The following is a 25,222-nucleotide window of genomic DNA, read 5'->3' on the forward strand; positions in this document are numbered from 1 at the left end:
GAAGTGAGCAGAATGGCTCTGATTCCCGAGTATTTCCCTGAGCATGACAGCATCGCACGTTATGCGGGCGGTGATTCCGCGAATGTGCTGGCTGCGGTTGCCGGCCGTTATATCGGCGCGAATCCGCCGCAGCCCCCGGTCTACCGGGTCCATTCGCGCAGCGGATTCCGGCGGCGGAGCGATTGCCGCTATGAGATGAATCTGGGCGAGCGGTTCCCGGAGCTTGAGCCGGGGCAATTCGTCTATGGCTGGTCCAAGCTGTGGAGCGAGCAGGAGACGGAGGCTCCGCTGGCAGCGAGCTGCTACGGCCCGCTCAAGTTGTTCATCAACGGCCGCCAGGCCTTCGCCTCCAACTTGAACGATGATGTGTTCCCGGAACGCAGAACCTCGTTCCGGGCCACGCTGGACAAGGGGTGGAACCACCTTGTCCTGGAGTTCGCCGCCACCGCCACCGGCTGCGGCGGCGTGGTTGGCACAGGCAGCGTGAAGGGATCGCCGCTGCATGTGCTTGTGCCCGCCCCCGCGAGGCAGAGCGGCGGGGAGGGCTGGATCTACAGCGGGCCGCAAGCCGCCCGCTGGCCGGTCTCGGCGCTGCCGGGCCGCCGGGACGGCGAGGCAGCGGGCACAGGCGCGCCGGAGCCTGGCGCGGCGCGGGTTGCCGCAGGCGGACTCGCCGGCTACGGCGCGGACGCCCGGGGCGCAGCGGCGGAAGCGGAGCTGGCGGCGCGCTGCGCGTGGTATCCCGCGGGGCAGTGGACGCCCCGCGAAATGGCGGACGGCAACCTCTCCCGGATCTTCGGGAGGGTGCCGGGAGCCAAAGCTCTGGCCTGGTGCAAGCTGGATGTGCGCAGCACGCAGGGCGCGGTCCTGCACGGCAGCTATCGCGGAGCAGCACCAGCCACTGTCTACGTGGACGGGCAACTGGCCGCTACGCTGCAGCCGGGAAGCGGAGTCACCCAGCTTCCGCTTCAGCTGGGGTACGGCATCCATGAGCTGATCGTCGAAGCGGTCTGCGGCGATGGCGACGGCGGCTGGGGCTTCGAGCTGGAGGTGCTGCCCGGCAGCCCGCCGGCTGCGCTGATCCAGCCGTATCCGGTGGAAGGCATGACCGGGACATGGCTGTATCTTGGACCGTTCAGTGCAGCGGGTGCGCCAACAATTGCCGAGCTGGCGGCTATGGATCGCTTGTTCGGCAGCGGGGCCGAACAGACCTTCTGGCGGGTCGATCAGCCGGACAGCTGGGTGCGGCCTTATCTGGAGAGCGGGATGTACGGCCGCTGGAATTATCCGCTTGGGGTAACGCTCTACGGACTGCTGAGAACAGGCGCGGAGCTGTCCGCTCCCCATTATAGCGAATATGCCCAGCGGCATATCGGGCAGTGCACCGCCCTGCATGAATACGCGCTCTGGGACCGCGATCAATATGGTGCGCCGGGCATCAACCACCAGCTGGCGATGATGGATTCGCTGGACGACTGCGGCTCCTTCGGAGCGGCCATGCTGGAGGCCCATAAGCTGTCGCCCCTGCGGGGAGCCGAGCAAGCTGCTGCCGATATCGCCGCCTACATTACCGAAGTACAGGACCGCCTGCCGGACGGAGCCTTGTACCGGGTCAGAGGTACGGTCGATTTCATGCAGGACACGATGTGGTGCGATGATCTGTACATGAGCACGCCGTTTCTGGCCAAATATGCTCAGCTGAGCGGAGATTCCGCTTATCAGGAGGATGCGGTTTCGCAGTTTCTTCTATATAAAAAGCGGCTGTTCCAGCCGGAGCCTGGCATCATGCATCATGTCTATGATTATAAGTTTGACCGCCCGAACGGTGTGCCTTGGGGCCGGGGCAACGGCTGGGTGATCTTCTCGCTGGCTGAGCTGCTGTCCGTCCTGCCGGAATCGCATGCCCGGCGTCCGCAGCTGCTGGAGTTTCTGCGTCAGCTCAGCAAAGGGTATCTCCGGCTGCAGGATGAGCAGGGATTGTGGCATCAGGTGCTGACTGATCCTGAATCCTATGCCGAGGCATCCTGCACCTCGATGTTTATTTACGCTTTTGCCCGAAGCGTGCGCAGCGGCTGGCTCCCTGAGCCAGAAGCCTATATCGCCTCCGCCATTCAGGGTTGGGATGCCTTGTCCCGCTACTGTATCGACAAACAAGGCAATGTCTATGGCGTCTGCCGCGGCTCCGGGTATTCCTTCAATCCACTGTATTATAAGGAGGAGCTGAGTTGGCAGCTGAACGATACCCACGGCATCGGCATTGTGCTGCTGGCAGGCATTGAGCTGCGCCGGATGCTTGCAGCGCTTGGGGCAGAGCAGACCGAGCCGATGCGAGTCATCTGAGCTGTTTTTGAGTCTTAGACATCTTCTTTTCCAACGTAAAAAGGTCACAAGCTGCCAATCCCGGCACTTGTGACCTTTTTATTATTCTATTTTACTATTATTACTTAAGCCTCTTGCCTCTGATATAGGTTTTAGCTTTCTAAGGAGTCCGCGTAGGTGGCTATAGGGAAATTCCCTATAACTACCTTGAATCCCCATTCTGAGACCAACTAGCGGTAGGAAATCCCTCTAATTTGTCGCTGGACCTAAGTAGTAACATTTTGTTATTCTACTTGCTCCTTCAACGCTGAATTATTCCGTGCTGACAGAGGAGTTCAGCCAGCTGGAGCCGGTTACAGGCACCGCTGTAGCGGTATAGCCTTCGGGGAGATAAGTTACTACCGTGCCTTTGGAGATGACCTGAGGGTACATTTTGTCAGGGTCCGGATCGGTGATCTTGAAATAGATTACAGCTGTTGTGGCACCTGTGAATTCAATGCGCTCCACGGCCACGCCGTACCCCGGATGGGGCAGATTGTTGACGGTAACCGTAGCTTTGTTGACGCCTTCAGCCACTTTTTCCAGTGCAACGTCTGTATCGGCGTTATTGACCGGCATCGGTTCGGGTTCGGAAGGTTCGATCACACGTGCGGCGAAATCGGCGGCATCATGGATCATAACAGCGGCTTCGGAGCGGGTAATGGTATCCATCGGACGGAACTTCCCGTTGTCCAGTGTGATAATCCGCGTGTTCAGCAGAATCTGCATGCTGTTCATCACTTCGTTCGAGAGCTTGCCGCCATCAGCGACCTCTACATACATTCTGGTAACAGGGAAATCCCCTTTGCTCTGCAGGGCCTGAGTCAGCAGGTGGGCGAATTGTGCCCGCGTCATCTCAGCATTCGGATCTACATTCTGCGCCAGGGACAGGCCGTTCTGCTTGGCAATCAGGAAGGAGGAAGCATACCACGAGTTGTCGCTAACCTTGTCAAAAAAAGTGCTGGCCGTAGCCGAACTGCTGCCAATGCTTGGCTGCGGGGACAGCTCCAGTCCTTTGACGAGGAATTGTATACCCTGAGCCATAGTGACTTTGGCTTTCGGAGCGAATTTGTCGCTGGTTACTCCACTGATTACGCCGGCGTCATACAGAGCGTTGATCTTAGCTTCCGCAGGATCGCCTTTCAGGTCGGAGAATGCAAATGCCGATGCTCCAAACGATAAGCTGGCTGCCAGAATTCCGCACGCTATAGTCATTTTTTTAGCGCTCATTGTAAGATTTGTCTTCTTCATTGTGCATCACCTCTATCTTCATAGATGGTAGTTTGCCAAGAAATGTTGCAGCTAATCACACATTTGCGAAAATATCTTGGCTTGCGGATACGCTTACCCCCGCAGCAGTGATTCCGCCCCATCCACATAAATCTCCGTGCCGCATTACGCGGATGCCGTATCCTGCCAGTTCCAGTGCGGCCATCTTCATAAAAACGACTTGACTCGCCTTGGAAGAAGCCTAAACTGACGCGCCAATGCCCTGCCGGAGCTCCTCCGGTCGGGATACATCACAGCCGCCACAACCGCACTCCCCGATCGATTCAATCTGTCTGGCGTTTCGTTTCGTTGGCCTCGTCCAGGTTCCGATTTAGCAAATAGACCTTCCTGAAATAACGTCACCAGTAACTACATACCCGCGCGGCCTTGCATAAATCAATTCAAAGGCAGGGGTGGAACGGCCCCGAAGGATCGCTTAGTATGAAGAGTAGTGGATGGTTACTACTATGGGGTATAGGGAGTTTCTACCGCTAATTACGTGCTATCCGCTTCATAATGCCCTCGAAAGACAATTTAATGGTAACTTTTCCCTATATGTCATGAAAACCAAACACTAGCTGGGAGTTAATGGTAGATTTTCCCCATAGCCACCTACGTGTTTGGACTTAGACGCTCAAATCTATATGGGAAAAACCCGGGTCCTAAGTAGTAACCGAAACTGCAACTAATTACAGCCGAGGAATCGTCCATCAGGAGGCGAATACGTGCGAATTTGCAACTAATTTCGAGTAAATCACGCCTATTACGCTCAGAAGCCCAAATTAGAATGCGTTTTCGCATTTATTTCCTCCACAAAGGAAAATAACCGCCAATTAGATGTGTTTGCGCAACTAAATCAAGGGTTCAAACTTAGAATACGGCCAAGGAGCAGAGTCTTCGATGTCCGCATCATACCGAAGCCTAAGTAGTAACAGTGGAAGTAACCATTTCAAAATCAAGCCGATTAAGGAGAAGATAGATGACTCAGCAGCAGGGGATCGAACGGATGAATGTGGGTATTTTTGCTCATGTGGATGCAGGGAAAACGACCACAACCGAGCATATTCTGTATGAAAGCGGACGCATCCGCGCCCTGGGCAGTGTGGATAGCGGCACAGCCTTGACCGATTCGATGGAGGTGGAGCGGCAACGGGGGATTTCGGTGCGGGCGGCGCTGGCTTCTTTTGGCTGGAAAGGGGTGCAGATCAACCTGGTAGATACGCCGGGGCATGTCGATTTCCTGTCCGAGGTGCAGCGCTCCCTGCGCGTGATGGATTGTGCGGTGCTGATTCTCTCGGCGGTGGAGGGCGTGCAGGCACAGAGCGAGATGATCTGGAGTGCGCTGCGCAAGCTGGGGATTCCAACACTGATTCTGGTGAACAAAATGGACCGGATCGGCGCCGCCCCCGCCGCCGTACTGGCGGATGCGCGGAATTACCTGTCGGCGGATATCATCCCTGTACAGCATCCTGTAGGGGAAGAACAGGCTTATAGAGGAGCAGAGGATCTGTGGTCGGACGGCGCGGATGTCGCTGCGCAGACCGAACTGCTGGAAGCCCTAGCCGAGCGCGACGAGGCGCTGCTGGAGTTTTATATGTCAGGGAATCCGCTGCAGTTGCCGGACTGGAAGAGGCAGCTGCAGCAGAAGGCGGCCCGGGGCGAGCTGTTTCCGCTGGTCTACAGCGTTGCTGCCAAAGGGCTGGGTATCACCGCGCTGCTGGATGCCATGCTGGATTATCTGCCCCGGGCGGGTGGGGATGCGGCACAGCCAGTGTCCGGTATTGTCTACAATATCCAGCGCGACCCGAGCATGGGCCGCATGGCTTTCGTGCGGCTGTATGAGGGAGCCATCCGCAATCGGGACACGGTACTGAACCATACCAGCGGGGCACAAGGCAAGGTGACACAGATCCGCAAGGTGGAGGGTGGCCGCACCGAGGATGCCGGAACGCTGGAGGCGGGAGACATCGCCGTGTTGTATGGCCTGCCGGGCGTGCGGATCGGCGATGTGCTCGGTCATCCCGGCGCGGTGCCGCAGGAGGCCAAGCTTGCCGTGCCGCTGCTGACGGTGCGAGTCTTCTGGCCGGCGGATACCGACAGCCATAGGGTGATCACTGCCTTGCAGGAGCTGTCTGACGAAGATCCGCTGCTGGATACACAGTGGCTGCCGGAGGAACGCGAGCTGCACATCAAGGTGATGGGGCCGATCCAGCTGGAGATTCTGGGCAGCGTGCTGGAGGAGCGTTACGGCCTGCAGATCACTTTCGGCGCGCCGTCCGTGATCTATAAGGAAACCCCGAGCCGCGTAGGTGAAGGATTCGTGGCTTATACGATGCCGAAGCCGTGTTGGGCGATCCTGCGTTTCTTGATCGAGCCGGGGCCTCCCGGCAGCGGTCTGGTCTATGATTCGCAGGTGCGAAGCTCGGACCTGCTGCCGCAGTACCAGAACGAGACGGCCCGCCGGGTGCCGGAGGCGCTCCAGCAGGGGCTGCGCGGCTGGGAGGTCACCGACCTGAAGGTGACGCTGACCGAGGGGCAGCATCATGTATGGCATACCCATCCGCTCGATTTCGCCGTGGCCACACCGATGGCGATCATGGACGGGCTGGCACATACCGGCACCACGCTGCTGGAGCCGATCCTACAGGTGCGCATCGTCGTGCCCGAGGAGAACGGCGGCCGTGTGATGAACGACCTGGTGCAGATGCGCGGCACCTTCGACCCGCCCGTGCTGCAGGGCGGGCGGATGGTTATCGAGGGCCGGCTGCCGCTGGCCACCTCGCTCGATTACCCCACAAGCCTCAGCTCCTATACGAAGGGGCGGAGCACGTTCACTTCTTTTTTTGCCGGCTACGAGCCTTGCCCACCCGACGTCATCGCCGAACGCACCCGCCGGGGCGTGAACCCGCTCGATCAGGCCAAATACATCCTCAGTGTGCGCAATGCGCTGCAGGCGTGAGTAGCAGAGAGGACTCAGGACGGACAGTTAACACCTGAAACGTGCGGCTTAATTCCTGAAGGATGCTGCTGACAAGTGCGAACCAGAAGCGCACCTGAAATCCCTTGGAGATCCGTGCCCTATATGCGACAAGGGTTCATCGCATATTGCACGTTAAAGTACAGACAAGTTACAATGAGTTTCATGAGGTTCGCACTTTCGGCACCTCCAACCCTTGTCCTGTAAGGGTTGGCAAGGGTACCTGTCGCTCCCTGTGCGGGAACGTGGATTGAAACAGCCAACCATTTATAAATCAGTTTAGCGCCTCTAGTCGCTCCCTGTGCGGGAGCCGTGGATTGAGCAGGATTTTTTGTTCAAAACCAGCTTACTTCCTGGGTCTTGGTATGAAGAGAAACATCGAAAACTCGCTCTGTGGTGGCGTTATAAGTATGAATCATTAATTAGTTGTGAAACTGCATCTAAATGACGGTTTTTTCCTATTTTGGAGGAAATAGATGCGAAAAGGCACCTAATTTGGGCGTTTGAGCGTAAGAGGCTTGATTTACTCGAAATTAGTTGCAGATTCGCACTTAAACACCTGTTGGCTCACGATCTGGCTGAAATTAGTTGCACTTTCGCATCTAATTGCTTCGAATGTTTCATGACAGTATTTTAACTCCTCGGATGGGACTTAAGTAGCAACTAAACTCGCAATAGGCTTGACACTCCCTGTGCAGTAGATTGAAACTATTTAAAGCGAGCGAAGGATAGATTAGAATGAGGTTGTAATAGTAAGGTGCATTTATAAATAGTAGATAGGAAGGTAGATTGCTATGTCGAAACCACAACTGCCGTTGCCTGAATTGAAGGAATACCTAAAAGGAACTCCCCAGCCGGAGCTAATCTCCATCATTATGGACTGCTATAAACTTAACGATGATGTGAAAAAGTATTTTCAGCTGAAATTGCGACCGGAGGAAGCATTGAATCAGCTTTTTGAAGAGGCGAAGCGGAAGATCGCCCATGAGTTCTATCCAGAACGTGGCATGCCTAAAATGAGACTGGCACAAGCCAAAAAAGCAATCACTGAATTTAGCAAGCTTACCGATGATTTTTCCAAGCAGATTGATCTGATGCTCTTTTACGTCGAACAGGGTGTGCAGTTCACCACAGATTATGGCGATATCGACGAAAGATTCTATAATAGTATGGAGTCCGTGTACTCTCAGCTCATCGGCAAGCTTATTGATTATGATGACATAGAGCTGTACCAAGTATTCCAAAAAAGACTAAAAGCTGCAGTCGACAATACTTATAATTATGGTTGGGGTTTCCACGATGGCCTAATAAGTGAATATGGAGAGATCCTGGATCATTATGGGGAAGTGGAGTGAACAAAGGTAAAGATTTAGAGATCAGTAGAAAACAGTTGAAGGTAATTGAGTTCAGATAGAAAAGTAACGTTTAGTTGGGTATAATTTGGTAACCGATATATTTCTAATGCCCTTTGCAATTTTCTGGTGCGAATGTATAGCTCACATGAAATCCCCGGGAGATTCGCACCGAATTTATTACAGTATTTGGATTCAATGAGCCTGCTGAATGAGCATGTTGATATGATTTTGGAGAATGAAGTGATATTTCAGGCCTAAAATAGGATTTAACACCATTTTTTGGCCGGGAATCGCTGTCGCTCCCCGTATGGGAGTGTGGATTGAAATTCGTGCCGTGGCTACGTCAGTCAGTCGGAAATGTGGTCGCTCCCCGTATGGGAGTGTGGATTGAAATGGAGAGTACAAAAGCAATTCGACCAAGACCGTGTGTCGCTCCCCGTATGGGAGTGTGGATTGAAATAATCATTATGGCTAACGTTAAATATACAGATTTTGTCGCTCCCCGTATGGGAGTGTGGATTGAAATCTCACAGGGGGGTTGATCGTTTTCAACCCGGATGGTCGCTCCCCGTATGGGAGTGTGGATTGAAATGTCCTGTCAAGCAGCAGCTCCTTGATATAGTCGTCGTCGCTCCCCGTATGGGAGTGTGGATTGAAATACATAAGGGTTACCGCTGCCGTCAAACTTAAGGTGTCGCTCCCCGTATGGGAGTGTGGATTGAAATATAGTTGGGCTGGTGGGCGGCAAATGTCCCGAACTGGTCGCTCCCCGTATGGGAGTGTGGATTGAAATGAAGGAGAATATGCAGTTGTTGAATTTGACGGACAGTCGCTCCCCGTGCGGGAGCGTGGATTGAAACCCGTTGTTCGGCGTGGATTACACTTGGCAGTTGTGTCGCTCCCCGTGCGGGAGCGTGGATTGAAATTGCTATCGTGTCAACAATGGTCGGGATATCAAGCAGTCGCTCCCCCTACGGGAGTGTGGATTGAAATCGTTTTTGGCAATAAGAAAATAAGCCCCCCTGCCCTGTCACTCCCCGTACGGGAGTGTGGTTTGGTAGAAAATCACTTTCGCTCCCCATGCGGGAGCGTGGATTGAAATCAGGCCGACAGTTTCGGACGGATGGGCCAGTTTTGTCGCTCCCCCTGTGGGAGCATGGATTGAAACAGACAGGGTGTAACTTTCAAGTATTGTTATATAGTATTTTAGGCGAGAGGACCAAGATAATAAAAAGCACCGAATTTCCGCTTAGTCAGCAGAAATTCAGTGCTTTTTTTCACAATCTCAGTTTATTCCTTGCGGCGTACATCGAACAAATCGTTAGGACTGACTTCAAAGTAGAGACATAACTTCATTATCAGTTCCGCTGAAATTCTCTTCTTTTCCATATTGGTGTTATGCATTAATTCCATGATCGTTGATCTTCTGTGCCCAATCTCTTTGGACAATTTTAATACAGATATACCACGCTCTTTTAATATTGTGTCCAAGTTGCAGTAAAGAGTGTAATCGTTAAATTCCATGGTGCTCCTCCGGAAATTAGAATTAGTTGCACTTTTAAAGTTCATATAGTATATTGTTGATGTAGATGTTGAACTTTAAACGTGCAATTTAGATGTGAGAATTTTGTTGGTACGCTCTTACAAATATCCTAGAGAGCAAACAAACGGAGGAAGCCATATGTCCAAACGTCGCCCTCGCAAACTTAATACTCAAGCTATTCTTGATATCACAAAAAAGAATTTGGTCTGGCCGGAATTAGACGAATCACAGGATGCAATACATTACTATCATCTCACTGATGCGCTCGGACGTAAATGGCAAACCACTTAATTGAAGCTATAGAAAAAGCAGAGAGGGCGCAAGGGATAACAAAGGTGCTTGAATGAGATATCTATCGTACCAGCACACCTTTCCTCATAAAAAGAATTACATAGTAAAAACGACCGAGCCATGGCTTGGTCGTTTTTGCTTGCCCTAATATATAGCCGAAGTATTGATTTGAGTGTAATGCTATAACAAATAAAGTGGCAATTTTTTCGTCTCCGTAACTGGTATGGAGTGTTTTTTTGGAACAGACGCTCGACGAAAAGTGGAACTTGCTGTTGATTCCGGATTCAAGGCTTGCAGCATGAGCAGTTCGATGCTTATCATAGACATTTTGAGCGAGTTTAGCGGTTGAATATAACTTTCGTTTTGGATGACCGTCCCTGATATTTTATCACATCCTTGATCATCGGCGATATCTGGGCAACATTGCTCCAAAAGTATCTATCAATAGAAATTTTGAGAAGGAAACTGTTGTTAGTGGAAGGGTACTATTTGCCTGATACGAAATGGAGTACAATAGATGGTGTAGCTTGTTGCAATTGAGAAAAAGAATTTTGGCTTGAACGAGCTTTAACTAAGTGGTGCGAATGTATAGCGCACATGAAATCCCCGGGTCCTTCGCACCAGATTTATTACATTATTTGTATGATTGTTGGATATGTTAGCCTATGTATTTAAGAATTAAGTGATTTTCCGACTCATTAAAAGGGTTTTTATCCTATTTTTAGTCGAAAATCGCAGTCGCTCCCTATGCGGGAGCGTGGATTGAAATCGTATGCTTCCAATGATTTTGATAGCCGCGAAGGCCGTCGCTCCCTATGCGGGAGCGTGGATTGAAATCCCGATCGCTTCATCATCCAACATGATGCCATAGTCGCTCCCTATGCGGGAGCGTGGATTGAAATTCTTCCTGGATGCCGTTGCGCGTGTACTTGGAGTCGCTCCCTATGCGGGAGCGTGGATTGAAATAATAATGTAAAGCGAATTTGAACGATAAAATGTTCGTCGCTCCCTATGCGGGAGCGTGGATTGAAATTTTGAGTTATGGATGAATTAAAGGCTAAACTCCGTCGCTCCCTATGCGGGAGCGTGGATTGAAATCAATAAACTCCATCGTTCTTACGTTGTTTGCTCCTGTCGCTCCCTATGCGGGAGCGTGGATTGAAATTATCCGAACCCGCTGCTACCCGGTGGGAACATGCGTCGCTCCCTATGCGGGAGCGTGGATTGAAATGTAAAGACTGAGCACGAAAAAATCAAGCTCTTGCGTCGCTCCCTATGCGGGAGCGTGGATTGAAATGGAAGTACGATGTTCGGCACACCAACAACTACGGGGTCGCTCCCTATGCGGGAGCGTGGATTGAAATTTGTCTAGGTTATTGATATCGTCCAAGGCCAGCACGTCGCTCCCTATGCGGGAGCGTGGATTGAAATCTCCTTGTGAGCCGGCTCCAGATATTCCGCATCTACGTCGCTCCCTATGCGGGAGCGTGGATTGAAATGGTAATAGCATTTATGCATCAGATATTGTGCAGAACGTCGCTCCCTATGCGGGAGCGTGGATTGAAATTTAAGTGCTAAGAGTAAAGAGTCCTTTTCAAGTGTCGCTCCCTATGCGGGAGCGTGGATTGAAATTGCGATATCCGCACGCAATGACTCTTCGTGGTACGTCGCTCCCTATGCGGGAGCGTGGATTGAAATATGATGATCTTTACCATTGTGAGTGGTTTGTTGAAGTCGCTCCCTATGCGGGAGCGTGGATTGAAATAACTTAATGGTGTGCCCGGCATGTGCTGGCTGGTCGCTCCCTATGCGGGAGCGTGGATTGAAATATAGGTTCCAGAATCGTTAACTTTAAAGATGGAGTCGCTCCCTATGCGGGAGCGTGGATTGAAATGAGGATGGTAGGATTGCAATAAGCTTAGATAGAGATTGTCGCTCCCTATGCGGGAGCGTGGATTTGAATATTACCGTTTGCATCCAATAATGGAAGATATACGTCGCTCCCTATGCGGGAGCGTGGATTGAAATACCTGAATGACCTCATTACTAATTACAAACTCAGGTCGCTCCCTATGCGGGAGCGTGGATTGAAATAAATCTGCGTGTGTCTTGCCGCCTCCCGTCCCCTGTCGCTCCCTATGCGGGAGCGTGGATTGAAATCGGAATCATGGTCAGCAAGCATGATGCAAATTAAGTCGCTCCCTATGCGGGAGCGTGGATTGAAATATCCAGCATGACGCCGTATGAAATGATGTACGCCAGTCGCTCCCTATGCGGGAGCGTGGATTGAAATACCAAATGAATTAGATAAGAATTGACCAGTCTCAGTCGCTCCCTACACGGGAGCGTGGAATGAAATACCTGCTATGTCTCGCATCCGCTGTTCACGGAACAGTCAGCAGCCACGCTAGATTCCACTCTCTCACGCAGAATCGCCGAACGCAAAAAAGCACAGTGCACCCAAGGGGCAACTGTGCTTTTTTCAACCTCCACCTAATCCCCTAATACTAATCCACAATACAAACAGAATATTCCCCGCGCCCGTCGGCTGGCTGGATGACACCTAGCTCTTTGAGCTTGGCAATGTTTTTGGCTATGCTGGAGGGCGAGGCATCGAGGGTGTTGTCGAACAGCTCTCTGTGAAAAATCTCCCCATCCTTCATCGTGCTGATCAGCTCGAACATCGTTCTGGCATGGCCTTTGCCCAACAGCTCGCGAATATGTTTGATCCTGTCGTACCGCTGCAACTCCTTCAGAACTTTAGTGAGCGACGCATTCACACACTCCAGGTAGAACACGATAAAGGGCTTCAAATCTCCTTGCGTCGCCGCCATCAGCGTATCGTAATAATCCTCAATATTCTTGTCGAAGAACTCTTCCACACTAAAAGCATCCTTAATTGTAGCCAGATCCTTGTGGATCAATCCAACCAATGTAGAAAACGCGCGGGCCGTCCTTCCGTTCCCATCCGGAAAAGGATGAACATAACCGATCAAATGATGAGTAATGCCGGAGATGATCAGCGGGTGTATTTTTTTGTCCGAATTAGAGACGGTAGTTTCATAAGGATTAGGGTAGCCAGTGACACTGGTGTACAGCCAGTTGAAATACGCCAGCATCAGACGCGGAACCTCGGTAAAAGCTGGAGGCTGGTAGCTCACATGACCATCCCCATCATGCAGCGCCACGGGAATGGTTCGGTAGCCGTCCGGGTAGCCGGTCAAATCATTCATCAGCAGCTGTTGGATTTTCTTAAGCACGGGTTCATCCATATCCGAGAAATCATGCTTAGGGTCTAAACTATAAATGTACCCGTAGGCTTCAAAAACGTTTTTGACCTCAATCTGCGCCTTCTGCTTAATGGTGAGCGGATTTTTTTTGTAATCCTGAAATACCTGCTCTACCTCTTTGTATTCCAGTTTGTTTTGTTCAATCTTGGTGGTGAAATGTGCGGTTCGCACGAGCGAGTTGCGCAGAATGGTGGGCTTTAGGGGGTGGCTTTTGAGACCCAGTCTTGCGAGTGCACCTATGTTTCTCTCGGCCTCAAGAATGAGCTGGTAGATTTCATAATCGAAAGGATTTAGATTCGGTTGAAAAACCAGTCTGTTCTCCACAGTGTCGAAATGTTTGTAGCAGAATGAATAAGTCAAAGAGTACACCACCTTTTACATGAATAAATACTGATAAATCAATGTTTCATAGATAATATTAGTATATGTCGTTACACTTATTATGTACATATTATATGATAGTTAAACGAATAAGCAAAAGTGAGAGGCAGAAGCGTGTATGGATTTCATTGGGAGGTTCGTATCGCTTGAAGCAGAAGGGTTTGGGTTTGATGTGGAGAATGTAATAGAGGAGCAATTACAGGTGCGAATGTGAAGCGCACATGAAATCCTGGGGAAGGAGTTGTTATTGAATAATGTCAACGTTCTTAATCACTCTTATTATTAGTGGATTCTTTGGAATTTTTGCTCTTTCTGCCCTTGGTTTGGTTGTTCTGATTTCTAAAAAATCTAAGCATCCCGTGAAAAGTATGTTAACCATGTTTTTAGGGATTGTGTTCTTAAGTTGGTTCGTTCTTGGGATTAATACATACATGACTCACGGTTCCTTGAAGAACTTTATCTTCTTTACCGTAATTACGATTGTGATTATATCTGCTATGAAATTTAGATTGAAACGTATTTAAAAGAATATACGTGTAACAGCCAACACAGCTGAAGGCAAGGGAGTCCAAATAGAAAAACATGTTTAATTGGACAGGCGATATATAGCTAATACCCTTGCAATTTACAGGTGCGAATGTATAGCTCACATGAAATCGCCGGGAGATTCGTTGATTTGGTTTTGGAGAATGAAGTGATATTTTAGACCTAGAATAGGGTTTAACTCCTTTTTTTGGGTGAAAATCGCTGTCGCTCCCCGTGTGGGAGCGTGGATTGATGCCTAAGGAGGGACCGTTGTATAAAAGTTTCAGCGATCAGCCTGAGTCTGGCTTTAGATACAAACCGACATGTTATAATAATGGTAATTATTTAACTGGAGGTGTCCAAGATGCGATGGGATGAAGTTAAGGAACGATTTCCCAATGAATGGGTTGTTCTTGAGGCAACCAGAGCCTATTCCCGAGAAGGCCAACGTTTTATTGAAGAGATGGCTGTGATAGATTCCTATGAGGACTCGAGCGAGGCTTTAAAACGGTACAGTGAATTGCACCGGAAGGACCCGCACCGTGAATATTGTTTTTTTCATACCTCTCGTCCAGTGGTCGTGGCACGCGAGCGATATGTAGGAATTAGAGGGCCAAGATGAACATTACAGAAAAGTATGGGCTTCCTTTTGTGAGCATGAGAGTAGTGTTTAGGGGAAGAGAGTTACAATTGGAGAAGGTGCTGCTTGACACTGGTTCTGCTAGCACTCTTTTGAATGCGGATGTGGTACAAGCAATAGGCATGGTCCCTGAAGAAAATGATACTGTTGATATGATACGGGGCGTAGGTGGTGTAGAATATGTGTACACTAAGTGTCTGGACTCTATTATAGTGGGTGAATCAATGTTAAAGGAGTTTCAAGTCGAAATCGGAAACATGGATTATGGCATGGATATCGATGCTATTCTTGGCTTTAACTTCTTGAAACAAGCAAAGACTGTGATTGACGTCAAAGCAATGGAATTGAAAACGGGAGCTTGCTAAAGGACTGTTTCTTACAATTGCAGCGGGGTTGAGCTCGAACCTTTCTCTAGCAGCCAGTTTGTTTTTTTGTGCTTGATATAGAAGAATATGAATATGTTGCGGAGAATGCATAAATAGAAGAGGAACCAACGGCGCGAATGTGGTCACACAATCAAGTAGATGGGCTAAAAAGTGCGAACCTCAAGCGCACATGAAATCCCCGGGAGGTTCGCACCCTATATGTTACAAGGGTTCATGGCATATTGCGCGTTAAAGTAAAGACAAGTTACAATGAGATTCGTGAGGTTCGCACTTTTGGCTCTTCCAGCCCTTGTCCTGTAAGGGTTGTTTTGGGTACCTGTCGCTCCCCGTGCGGGAGCGTGGATTGAAACTTCTTCTTCCCAAGCTCTGCGCGCAGCTTGAACCGTCGCTCCCCGTGCGGGAGCGTGGATTGAAACTGCAGTAGCGGCAGAGCAGTCCGAAATCGTGGCCGTCGCTCCCCGTGCGGGAGCGTGGATTGAAACCGTATCTAATCCGTTAATCAATCCAAGAGCTCGTAGTCGCTCCCCGTGCGGGAGCGTGGATTGAAACCGGCCTTTTTAATTCCAATCTCGTTTACGTTCATGTCGCTCCCCGTGCGGGAGCGTGGATTGAAACACGCCCTGCCGCCGGTGGTCACAACGTCCGTGAACGTCGCTCCCCGTGCGGGAGCGTGGATTGAAACTGCCACAGTGTCCCGGGGGGATCACATTCACGCCCGTCGCTCCCCGTGCGGGAGCGTGGATTGAAACAGCATTAACCCGTCCACATTCGCGGATATGATCGGGTCGCTCCCCGTGAGGGAGCGTGGATTGAAACTGTGCGGCCGGTGGTACGGCCTTGGACGGTGTAGCCGTCGCTCCCCGTGCGGGAGCGTGGATTGAAACAGCTCTGTCGGATGCAGATGGTTGTGTGCTTTGGTGTCGCTCCCCGTGCGGGAGCGTGGATTGAAACCAGTAATCCGCTGGTGGACAAGGGCCGTTTGGTCGTCGCTCCCCGTGAGGGAGCGTGGATTGAAACACTACAGTTGTGGAAAGAAAATAAAGTAATGGACTGGAAAATAAAGTGTTAGACTCGGAAAATAAAGTTGTAGACTGAGAAAATAAAGTATTAGACTGTTGCTCCTCATTAAGCTAACGGGCAGGATAGTTTAATAACATATCGAATGTTGAAGCTTGGAAAGGAATACGACGTGAGGTATTTGCTAAACTGAGTGAGGTAGAAGTACTTAAAAAGGAGGTACCAGATGGAAACTAATCAAACTATTCGACTGGCAATCGAAGAATCTATACAGTTTCTTGAATTTGCACCGCATTTTACGATGGCTCACGGCGAGTGCACTCGTCGAAAATGGGATGGAGTTTGGTGGCATATGGCTGCTCTTTATGAAATGGGAGAGGTGAAACGGATCCCCCAGTCCGCTATTGAAAGAGCTAAACATCTACTCAAAACCCAGGTCTGGCCAACTTTTATTATATCCGCCAATGACCATCCAACAAGTGAAAGTGATAAGATGAAGATGGATTGCTGCCATTGTGAACTTGCCGTGTACTATATGATTCTAATGGCGTATGGTTGTGATTTGGACAAGGAACTACCTTGGATTCGTGAATGGCTCTTAAAGCATCAGCTACCTGATGGTGGACTGAACTGCGATCCTGAAGCTTATACTCATTCTAAAAAAAGCTCTATTGTTTCAACATTGCCTCCGCTTGAAGCTATCTTATGGCATACTGACCGTGAATTTACTGAACAGGAAGCTGTTTTCTTAGACGAAGGTGCACGTTATTTAATTGAACATCGTCTTGTATGTTCTAAACAAAATGGGGACGTCATCGATATGGAATGGCTGAAGCCTTGCTTTCCAAGGTTTTTTGAATATGATATTTTGCGCGGCATGTCATTCTTGGCAGAATGGTCCCGGCGTAGGAACAAACTGCTACCGGTCTGGCTGTTTAGAGAAGGATTGGAACGCTTGAATACATCTATGATAGCAGAAGGCTTACAAGTCGGTAGACAAGTGTTTGATCCCCAAGGCCCGTGGGGTGGACAAACCTTTTCCTTGTTAGAAGCAACGGCTGGTATTGGTGTCGTTTCGCCTTATCTAACCAGACAATTGGATCGAGTGTTCGAACGAATGGGCCCGGAATATACCTCAAGACTTCCTTTAGATAATTGATCTGGTCGAAAGGGTAAGGACCAGGTCGAAGAATGCTTAAAAATTTCAAATATTTAAATGACTTGTCTAATTAAGCTCCCATGGAAGAACGGAATTACTTCCCTCATCTGTGGTGCGTCGCTTGCGCTGCATGCATGGCTAACGGGAAAGTATGACAAGTTCTGTATAAGCACTACATAGTGCGAAAAACAGGGGATTCAAAGTCTCATAGAATCCTAACTTTACAACCGAGGATGGGAATGACGGAACCATGTATCCCGAAACCATCCCACCAATACTCCTGCATGCGTCATGACTGACAGGTTATGGGGTTTGAAGTACAGGTAGATTCGGCAGAACAAAGGCTAGAGCCATTCGAATAGAAAAGGTATGCTGACGGATATGCCGCGTGGCTGAAAAGCTGGATATGGTGAGAATGTTCATAGAAAAGAACTGACGAACTTCCGAATGTACAGGTCTATAGTTAGAGCATAAGGAAACTTATGTACCATCCTACGATGGGGTGAGTGGCGTAAAGTAAAAATTTTCCCTATGAAATACGCTATGCCAAACTAAGGAGGCATCCTGCTCACAGGCCCAGAGGAAGCACCTAAGTCCAGAACAAAAAAAAAAAAAAAGGCTAGGTTGTAAGGGACTTGGAAAGCAAGGCACGTCGCAACAAGGGCTGTTACCCAAGACGGTTGCAATAAGGCACGGGCCGAAATGCATTAAGCTTTGTGAGGGCAGGGGCACGACTGATGAATCTCCTGTAATGGGAGTGGAAGAACAGCCCCAAGTCTAACAGATAAGAACGATCATTTTCCAAACGTGAATTGCGCCGGTCGGGTAAGAATGTGGGAACATCACCTCAAAAGGATTGATGCCACAGTGCAAGCTTTGCGAAATTGGGAGTACTACGGCATGACGGAACCTTTCACAGATTTGCACGAAAGAGCTGGCAATCATGAATCTTTCTCGCATCTCTACGATCTAATCACATCTAGAGAAAATATTCGGCTGGCTTATCGAACAATGAAATCGAATAAAGGATCAAAGACGCCAGGAACAGATGGAAAAACCATCACAGACATTGAAAAATCGTCCGAAGATGAACTAGTAAGTGAAATCCAAAACAATCTAAAATGGTATCGCCCTAAGAAAGTCAGACGGGAATTTATAGAAAAAGACAACGGAAAATGGCGACCGCTCGGCATTCCTTGTATACTGGATCGAATCATTCAGCAATGCTTCAAGCAAGTGCTTGAACCCATAGCTGAGGCTCATTTCTACAAACATAGTTATGGTTTCAGACCACTACGGTCTACACACCACGCGATGGCAAGAATACAATTTCTTGTGAATCGGGCACAAATGCACTATGTGGTAGATATCGACATCATGGGGTTCTTCGACAATGTGAATCACACGTTGCTATTGAAGCAGCTATGGAACATGGGGATTCAGGATAGAAAGGTGTTAGCGTGCATCTCCAAGATGCTGAAAGCAGAAATCGATGGATAAGGTATACCTACAAAGGGTGTACCTCAAGGGGGTCTGTTGTCGACATTACTTTCAAATGTCGTCCTCAATGACTTGGATCATTGGGTGGCTGGTCAATGGGAATTCTTCCCCCTGACTCAACCTCACAAGACAAGAAGTGGTGAATTGTATACGAAAAATCGCACTTCCCTCAAAGAAGGATATATGGTGCGTTACGCCGATGACTTCAAAATCATCTGTCGAGACTACAAGACTGCCTACAAGTGGTATCATGCTGTCGTTTCCTATTTAAAATATCGTCTGAAACTGGAAGTTTCGCCAGAGAAATCGCAAATTGTAAATTTACGAAAGCGAGAATCTGAATTTCTAGGATTCACGATCCGAGCGAATGTAAAGGGTGAAAAGAGAGTAGCGCATACAGGCATTAGAAATAACAAAAAGCAGAAGATCAAGATGGAAGCCAAAAAGCGCATTCAGAAGTTGAGATCGTCTCCAATTGCCCTAAATGCAGCACTCTTTAATAGCTTTGTTTTGGGAATCCACAACTACTTCAGTCGGGCAACCCATGTCAGTGTTGAGTTCTCACGTCTTGCCTATGACCTGCGAGCCTTCATGTATAATCGTCTGAAACAAATCGGGAAATACGAACATCCTACTAACCCGCCACCAACATACAACAAATTCTACAGCAGGGGTTACAGAACGTTCAAAGTAGCAGGTGTATACTTATATCCTCTTGCCAACGTGAAAACAAAGAACACGATGAACTTCAGTCAAAGTCTTTCACTTTATACAACGGCAGGAAGAGAACAAATATACAAAAAGCTTCGTCCGGATATACGTCAAGAAATACTTTCTTTGATGGAATCCAGCATCCCGAGCCAGAGTGTGGAGTATATGGATAATCGTATAAGTCGGTACAGTATGAAGATGGGGAAATGCGAAATCACAGGGATGTATCTTTTCGCATCAGACGTCTACTGTCACCACTATATGCCATTATATCTCGGTGGAAGCGACAAATTCAACAATCTGCGCATTCTCCACAAAGAGGTATATGAGCTTATCCACCATACTCACAAAGAGACGATCGAAGTACTCATAAATAGACGGGGTATCACTGACTTGATGAAAATCAAAATCAATCAGTACCGTAATAAATACGGACTAGAACCAGTCTAACCTTCCCAAATCTATGAGTAACGAGGAACTTATGATCTAGTACATTTTGTTAGAGGGAACGCGGAGTGCGGGGAAACTCGCACGCTCCGTGTGGAGCAGGGGAAAAGCTGGAGATCGTATCAAAGGCTTACCTATTGCTACCGTTAGTTCAATAAAACTGTGGCAGTCTAGGACTTTATTTTCTCGTCCCGGGCTGCCGCTGTCTTTTTTTGTTGGGGTCAGTCTAATACTTATTTTATAGAATCTGTTGGTTTTTAAAATTAAAAAACCGATTGGAGCAGCATATCTAGTCTAATACTTTATTTTCTTCTGACAACAGTAAACATCTGGTTTGATACACTAGAGAAGGTCGCTCCCCGTGCGGGAGCGTGGATTGAAACACGCCATTATCGTTACTCTTGCAGTTAAGTTGTAGTCGCTCCCCGTACGGAAGCGTGGATTGAAACAAATGTGTTGTCCGCTCTTTGGCCGTACTTGATGGTCGCTCCCCGTGAGGGAGCATGGATTGAAACAATGCCAAGGATATCTCAAAGGTATTGGGCAAGGGTCGCTCCCGCATGGGGAGCGTGGATTGAACCACGCAAGAATACATGGCTGGACAGATGAAGGTGGCGCTCCCCCATACGGGAGCCCGGATTCCATCTCACATCAACTCTGCATAAAGAATACCCCTGCCCGCATACCCGCCCCACCCAAAAAGCCCACCACCCACAAAACGTGGCTAATGGGCTTTTTACTACGCTATCTCATATCCATAACCTACCAACCAAACCACCACATAAACCCCGCAGACAGGATTCCTCTCACAACAAACATTCCGAACCAAACCACCCCGATATACACATACGCCTCATACTCCATAAGCCAGTGAGAGGGCGCACTGCGTTGATCTTTCCGGCGGCAAGCCTGCACGAAATTCGGGAAGCTTCTATGTAATCCTCTGAATAAGCCATAGCCTGCAATTGCGCCTAAAGTGTTCATCATCAGATCGTCGATATCTGCTGCACGGTAGCTGAAGAGCTGAATGCACTCGATGGCCAGGGAGAATAGGAAACCGACCAGCAATGTGCGGCTAAACGACGCAAAACGGCTCCATAACAACGGCAGCAGCACACCGAACGGGATAAAGAGTAGGAAATTCTGGAGGTATTGAATAGCATTGCCGGTGATTGCTGCGAAAGGGATTGCATTGATGGAACCGTGCAACTTCAAGGAACTGATAGAGGGAATCCCGGTCACGGACAGCATGGCGATCAGAAAAAAGCAGAACATATACACTCCGGTGATATGCCACTTCGCAGCAGTATCGTTGTGCCGGGTGCTGATCCGGGCAAGGCTCCATTGGGTCAGAACCAGCAGCGGCAAATAAGTGATAAAGCTAACCAGCGTCTCTGTGAAAATAATGATGATAAACATGAGTGATCCTCCTGTTAGGTATAGGTCATATATTCCATATTATTCCTTTGTGTCGTCAAAAGGGTTAAAGAAATGTAAGGTTACCCTCCCCATCCTTGCCCCACTGCTCTGAAATCTTAAGGTTAACGTAAGATTGGTGTAATAGAGGTGACAGGGTAGCAGGCTATGCTGAAGTGAGGATGATTATGGTTTTGCCAAAAATAAAAAGGGAGTGGCGGGTTTGTTTAAATTAGGAAGGATTACAGGAATGGCGATACTGGCGGCGGGGCTTATCACAAGTGGCTGGACCCCTCAGGTAGATGCGGTGACTGGAACGGGTGGGTCTGTAACAGCGCTTGCCGCTGTGCCGGCTGGTAGCACACTCACTGCGGATCAGATTGCGCAGCAGGTAGATACGGTGATGAACCAAGGCATAGAGCAGGGGCATATTCCGGGCGCGGCGCTTGTCGTGACGCAGGGAGATAAGGTGCTCTACAGCAAGGGGTATGGCTATGCGGATGTAGAGCGCCAGGTTCCGCTGGACCCTGCGGTTACCCAGATACGTGTGGGTTCACTTACCAAATCTCTGACGGCAACCGCTGCGATGCAGCTGGTGGAGCAGGGCAAGCTTGATCTGAAGAGCGACATTAACCAGAGCTTGACTTCATTTCAGATCCCGCTTTATGAGGAGGCTCAGCCGATCACATTGCATGAGCTGCTGACACATACGTCGGGACTGGATCAGAGCGCCTACCATACAGTGGCGGAGACGGAGCAGGAGAGAATTTCTGCGGATGATTTTTTTCGTGAATATGTGGACAGTCAGCCTCCGGTGCGGGAGCCGGGCGTTCAATTTGATTACAATAATGTAGGATATGGCTTAGTGGGGAAGTTAATTGAGGAATCGGCGGGGGAGAGCCTGGAAGCCTATATGCAGGAGCATCTCTTCCGTCCGCTGGAGATGGATAGTGCTGCGCTCAGCTTGGCGGAGGATAGTCCGGGAATGCCCATTTCGTATGATTATACCGAGAAAGGATATCAGAAAATCAGCTACCAGTATCTCAATATTCAAGGATCAGGGGATCTCAGCCTAACGCCGCTGGATTTCGCCCCTTATATGATTGCCCATCTGAATGAGGGCCGCTATAAAAATCAATCGATCCTTAGCCCCTCGGCCATCCAGCAGATGCACGAGCTGCAATTCACCGCACATCCGCTGCTGGACGGGTTCGGCTACGGATTCTTTAGAGGCGAGCTGAAAAATGGGCTGCCGATGATTTACCATACGGGGGAAGTCGAAGGTTTTGTCTCCGAGATGGCGCTTATTCCTTCAGAGAAGCTGGGAATCTTTATCGTTGTGAACACGGCGAACTCTGACGTACCGCTGCATCAGCAGGCCATAGACGCGATTACTGGATTGCTGCCGGTCGGAGAGCAAGGCTCCGAGCCTGTAATTCAACAGACAGCGGGAGCGCTCGAACCCTATGAAGGCCGCTACACCTACCGGATCAGCTCACAGCAGGGCTGGGGCCGTTGGCTAAGGCTGTTTGAGAGAGCGGGGTTCGAGGTCGAGGCAATGGATGGACAGCTGAAGATCAGCGGGAATTATCCCGATGGCAGCGGCGGGGTGGAAGAGAAGCTATTTCTGCCCTTGGCCGAAGGGGTGTTCCAGGAGCAGGGTGGCCAGCGCAAGGTCTGGTTTCACAGCCAGGACGGCGAATGGCAAATGACCGGCATCGGCGAGACAACGATGGATGCGACTTCCTTCGTGGAACGCCCGGCTGTTCTGCTGGCAGTATATGCCGGACTGGGACTGTTCTGGGTCATTGTCTTGCTGGCATGGCTCGTCCGGTATGTCATCCGTTGGGTTAGAAGCAGCACCACCACCAGTCGCCCGCCCGTCTCTCGCCTGATTCTGCTGATAGCCTCCGTTTTTGTGATCTATCTGCCAGTTCAGCTGCTCTACGGACTAACCCGCATGATCTACGGCTTCTCGGCCTCCTACCGGTTAGGGCTTTGTTCGCTGCCCTTGATCGCGCTAGCGGCAGCCATCGCCTTGCTTGTGCTGAACGGCCGGGGGCTGGCTAAGGGAAGTTTGCCGGCGATAGGCCGCTCTCTGCTGGCGCTGGTTGCCTTGATTCATACCGGATATCTGCTCTATTGGAACATGCTGTCGGTCCATTTATTCTAGGTCGCGCGGACGGTAACGCGGGAGCGTTAAGCGGAAGCAGGTGGTTCTCCCGGTGCGGTCCAGCACCAGCTCTCCGCCGTGCAGCACGGCAGTGGTGCTGGTGATCGCCAGACCGAGACCGGTGCCGCCGCCGCTGGTCCGGGAATCATCTCCGCGTACAAAAGGCTCAAATAAACTCTCCGCCAGCGAATCAGCAATGCCGATTCCGTTGTCGGCAACAGACAAAATAACGTTATAGCCCGCAGCTCTCAGCTTGACCTCCACCTGTGTGCCGGGAGGATTATGCTTCAGCGCATTGGTGAGCAGGTTCGAGACCGCTCTGCGGATGAGCTTGAAGTCACAAGGCAGCAGCAATTCTTCTTCAGGCACATCCATTATGAACGTAAACTGCTTGTCCTCGAACAGGTCGTAATATTCGGCGGCAAGCTCACGGAGAAGCTCAGCCAGATCATTCGGGGCGATCAGCAGAGGATAACCGGGACTGTTCAGACTCGAGAGGCTGGAAATATCATCTATGAGCGAATCCATCCGTTTGGTTTTCTGTTCAATCAGCTGTAGGTAACGCCGGCTCTGCTCAGGGTTGTCCGCAAGTCCCAGCTGCAGCGCCTGGGTGTAGCCCTGGATGGTGGTCAGCGGTGTTTTGAGATCATGCGAGAGATCGGCCAGCATCCGCTGCTTGCTGCTCTCCAGGCGGCGGTTGTCCGCTTCGGCCAGCTCCAGAGCTTCCGCCAAGGCGTTGAAACGCTGCTGAATGACGGAGAATTCGTAGTCCGCTTCATAATGGAGACGTTGATCGTATCGTCCATGTGTGATCTGCTGCATAGCTCCGGCAATTTGCTCCAGTGGTTTAGTAATTCTTGTGGCAGTCCAGAGACCATAGAGCCAGACGTTGATGACAAGCAGCAGCAGGAACAGCAGCAGCCCGCCGAGCGTGATTTCGACCGTAGCGGAAGTGAAGGAGACGGCGAACAGCAGCAGCACAACAGTGACCACAGCCATGGCGAACGTAAACACAAGATAAGATTGCATGAGTTTAACAAAAAGCCTGCGCTTCTTCACCGGAACTCCTCCCTGCGGGCGAACTTGTAGCCGATACCGCGGATCGAGCGAATATATACCGGCTGTTTGGGATTGTCCTCGATTTGGCCCTTAGCCGGGAGAGATGGACCATAATCGTATTCGCATCTTCATAATAATCCTCGGACCAGGCATGTTCGAATAGCTGTTTTTTGGTAAAAATCCTCCCCGGGGCCAGCATCAGCAGACTAAGCAGCTTATATTCCAGCGCCGTGAGCAGGATCATTTCGCCGTCCTTATAGACGGTGAATTCTGCCGGGTCCAGCGTAAGGGGGCCGATGCTGACCCGCTGCGGGGTCTGCGGCGCGAGCGGTGGCGCGGGTTCATTGAATTCGTAGGTCCGCCGCAGCATAGCCTGAATGCGGGCCACCACCTCAAGCGGATTAAACGGCTTGGTAACGAAATCATCGGCGCCCAGCTGCAGGCCGAGGATTTTGTCACTGTCCTGATTTTTGGCCGACAGTATGATCACGGGCAGCTTGTATTCCGCGCGGAGCCGCCGGAGCAGCTGCATCCCGCCCAGCCGGGGCATCATAATATCCACTACAGCCAGATCTACCTTATGCTGCTGGAGCAGTGCCCAAGCTTCTTCCCCATCCAGGGCAATGAGCGTGCGGAAGCCGTATTTTTCCAGGAAAATCTGCAGCAGCTCCACAATCTCAGCTTCATCATCTACTAGTAATACCGTTCTGTTCACAGTCTGTTTG

At 50.1% G+C, this 25,222-nt stretch carries 13 protein-coding genes, 2 pseudogenes and 2 CRISPR repeat arrays; of the genes and pseudogenes, 9 read left to right on the top strand and 6 right to left on the bottom strand.

Annotated features, from left to right (window positions below):
• Nucleotides 1-12: 12 nt before the first annotated feature.
• Nucleotides 13-2,340, top strand: coding sequence for a glycoside hydrolase family 88/105 protein (locus tag B9T62_RS00610; protein ID WP_087913505.1), 2,328 nt, complete (start codon nucleotides 13-15; stop codon nucleotides 2,338-2,340).
• 291 nt (nucleotides 2,341-2,631) lie between these two features.
• On the opposite strand, the gene B9T62_RS00615 is transcribed toward B9T62_RS00610, so the two are convergent.
• Nucleotides 2,632-3,609, bottom strand: a complete 978-nt coding sequence (locus B9T62_RS00615) for an S-layer homology domain-containing protein (protein ID WP_087913506.1) — start codon at nucleotides 3,607-3,609, stop codon at nucleotides 2,632-2,634.
• Nucleotides 3,610-4,606: 997 nt separating this feature from the next.
• Between B9T62_RS00615 and B9T62_RS00620 the strand changes: the two genes are divergently transcribed.
• Together B9T62_RS00620 and B9T62_RS00625 are read left to right on the top strand one after the other, a co-directional pair.
• On the top strand, nucleotides 4,607-6,586 hold the full coding sequence (locus B9T62_RS00620) for a GTP-binding protein (RefSeq protein WP_087913507.1): 1,980 nt from the start codon (nucleotides 4,607-4,609) through the stop codon (nucleotides 6,584-6,586).
• A gap of 812 nt (nucleotides 6,587-7,398) precedes the next feature.
• A complete protein-coding gene (locus B9T62_RS00625) occupies nucleotides 7,399-7,959 on the top strand; it encodes a DUF6155 family protein (protein ID WP_087913508.1) in 561 nt (186 codons plus the stop codon).
• Between the two features lie 1,290 nt (nucleotides 7,960-9,249).
• Here B9T62_RS00625 and B9T62_RS00630 read toward each other — a convergent pair.
• The gene (locus B9T62_RS00630) at nucleotides 9,250-9,483 is read right to left on the bottom strand and encodes a helix-turn-helix domain-containing protein (protein ID WP_087913509.1); all 234 of its coding nucleotides are present in this window, start codon (nucleotides 9,481-9,483) and stop codon (nucleotides 9,250-9,252) included.
• 157 nt (nucleotides 9,484-9,640) lie between these two features.
• Between B9T62_RS00630 and B9T62_RS38535 the strand changes: the two genes are divergently transcribed.
• Nucleotides 9,641-9,793 carry a hypothetical protein gene (locus B9T62_RS38535; RefSeq protein ID WP_157685386.1) on the top strand — a complete coding sequence of 51 codons (153 nt, stop codon included), beginning with the start codon at nucleotides 9,641-9,643 and terminating at the stop codon, nucleotides 9,791-9,793.
• 737 nt (nucleotides 9,794-10,530) lie between these two features.
• Nucleotides 10,531-12,152: a CRISPR direct-repeat array (repeat unit 32 nt; unit sequence GTCGCTCCCTATGCGGGAGCGTGGATTGAAAT).
• Between the two features lie 148 nt (nucleotides 12,153-12,300).
• On the opposite strand, the gene B9T62_RS00635 is transcribed toward B9T62_RS38535, so the two are convergent.
• On the bottom strand, nucleotides 12,301-13,443 hold the full coding sequence (locus B9T62_RS00635; RefSeq protein WP_087913510.1) for a Fic family protein: 1,143 nt from the start codon (nucleotides 13,441-13,443) through the stop codon (nucleotides 12,301-12,303).
• Between the two features lie 910 nt (nucleotides 13,444-14,353).
• On the opposite strand from B9T62_RS00635, the gene B9T62_RS00645 reads away from it, so the two are divergent.
• The 4 genes and pseudogenes from B9T62_RS00645 (at nucleotide 14,354) to ltrA (ending at nucleotide 19,852) form a co-directional block, all read left to right on the top strand.
• Nucleotides 14,354-14,611 carry a hypothetical protein gene (locus B9T62_RS00645; protein ID WP_087913512.1) on the top strand — a complete coding sequence of 86 codons (258 nt, stop codon included), beginning with the start codon at nucleotides 14,354-14,356 and terminating at the stop codon, nucleotides 14,609-14,611.
• Complete coding sequence (locus tag B9T62_RS00650) at nucleotides 14,608-14,994, top strand: retropepsin-like aspartic protease (RefSeq protein ID WP_087913513.1); 387 nt, start codon at nucleotides 14,608-14,610, stop codon at nucleotides 14,992-14,994. Before B9T62_RS00645 ends, B9T62_RS00650 begins: the two co-directional genes overlap by 4 nt.
• A gap of 339 nt (nucleotides 14,995-15,333) precedes the next feature.
• A CRISPR array of direct repeats spans nucleotides 15,334-16,032; the repeat unit is 32 nt; unit sequence GTCGCTCCCCGTGCGGGAGCGTGGATTGAAAC.
• Nucleotides 16,033-16,258: 226 nt separating this feature from the next.
• Nucleotides 16,259-17,191: a prenyltransferase/squalene oxidase repeat-containing protein gene (locus B9T62_RS00655; protein WP_087913514.1), complete on the top strand. Its 933-nt coding sequence runs from the start codon at nucleotides 16,259-16,261 to the stop codon at nucleotides 17,189-17,191.
• An 831-nt stretch (nucleotides 17,192-18,022) separates the two neighbouring features.
• Nucleotides 18,023-19,852, top strand: a pseudogene (gene ltrA / locus B9T62_RS00660) (group II intron reverse transcriptase/maturase).
• Between the two features lie 759 nt (nucleotides 19,853-20,611).
• Here ltrA and B9T62_RS00665 read toward each other — a convergent pair.
• Nucleotides 20,612-21,268 carry a VanZ family protein gene (locus B9T62_RS00665; protein ID WP_087913515.1) on the bottom strand — a complete coding sequence of 219 codons (657 nt, stop codon included), beginning with the start codon at nucleotides 21,266-21,268 and terminating at the stop codon, nucleotides 20,612-20,614.
• Between the two features lie 220 nt (nucleotides 21,269-21,488).
• Between B9T62_RS00665 and B9T62_RS00670 the strand changes: the two genes are divergently transcribed.
• Nucleotides 21,489-23,438, top strand: a complete 1,950-nt coding sequence (locus B9T62_RS00670) for a serine hydrolase domain-containing protein (protein ID WP_157685387.1) — start codon at nucleotides 21,489-21,491, stop codon at nucleotides 23,436-23,438.
• Here the strand turns inward: B9T62_RS00670 and B9T62_RS00675 are convergent.
• Both B9T62_RS00675 and B9T62_RS00680 read right to left on the bottom strand, forming a co-directional pair.
• Nucleotides 23,430-24,497, bottom strand: a complete 1,068-nt coding sequence (locus B9T62_RS00675; RefSeq protein ID WP_245864290.1) for a sensor histidine kinase — start codon at nucleotides 24,495-24,497, stop codon at nucleotides 23,430-23,432. The two genes, B9T62_RS00670 and B9T62_RS00675, sit on opposite strands and share 9 nt — an antisense overlap.
• Nucleotides 24,494-25,212 (bottom strand): annotated as a pseudogene (locus B9T62_RS00680) (response regulator transcription factor). Before B9T62_RS00680 ends, B9T62_RS00675 begins: the two are co-directional and overlap by 4 nt.
• Nucleotides 25,213-25,222 lie beyond the last annotated feature (10 nt).

The organism is Paenibacillus donghaensis, assembly GCF_002192415.1.
GTDB classification, from domain to species: domain Bacteria; phylum Bacillota; class Bacilli; order Paenibacillales; family Paenibacillaceae; genus Paenibacillus_AQ; species Paenibacillus_AQ donghaensis.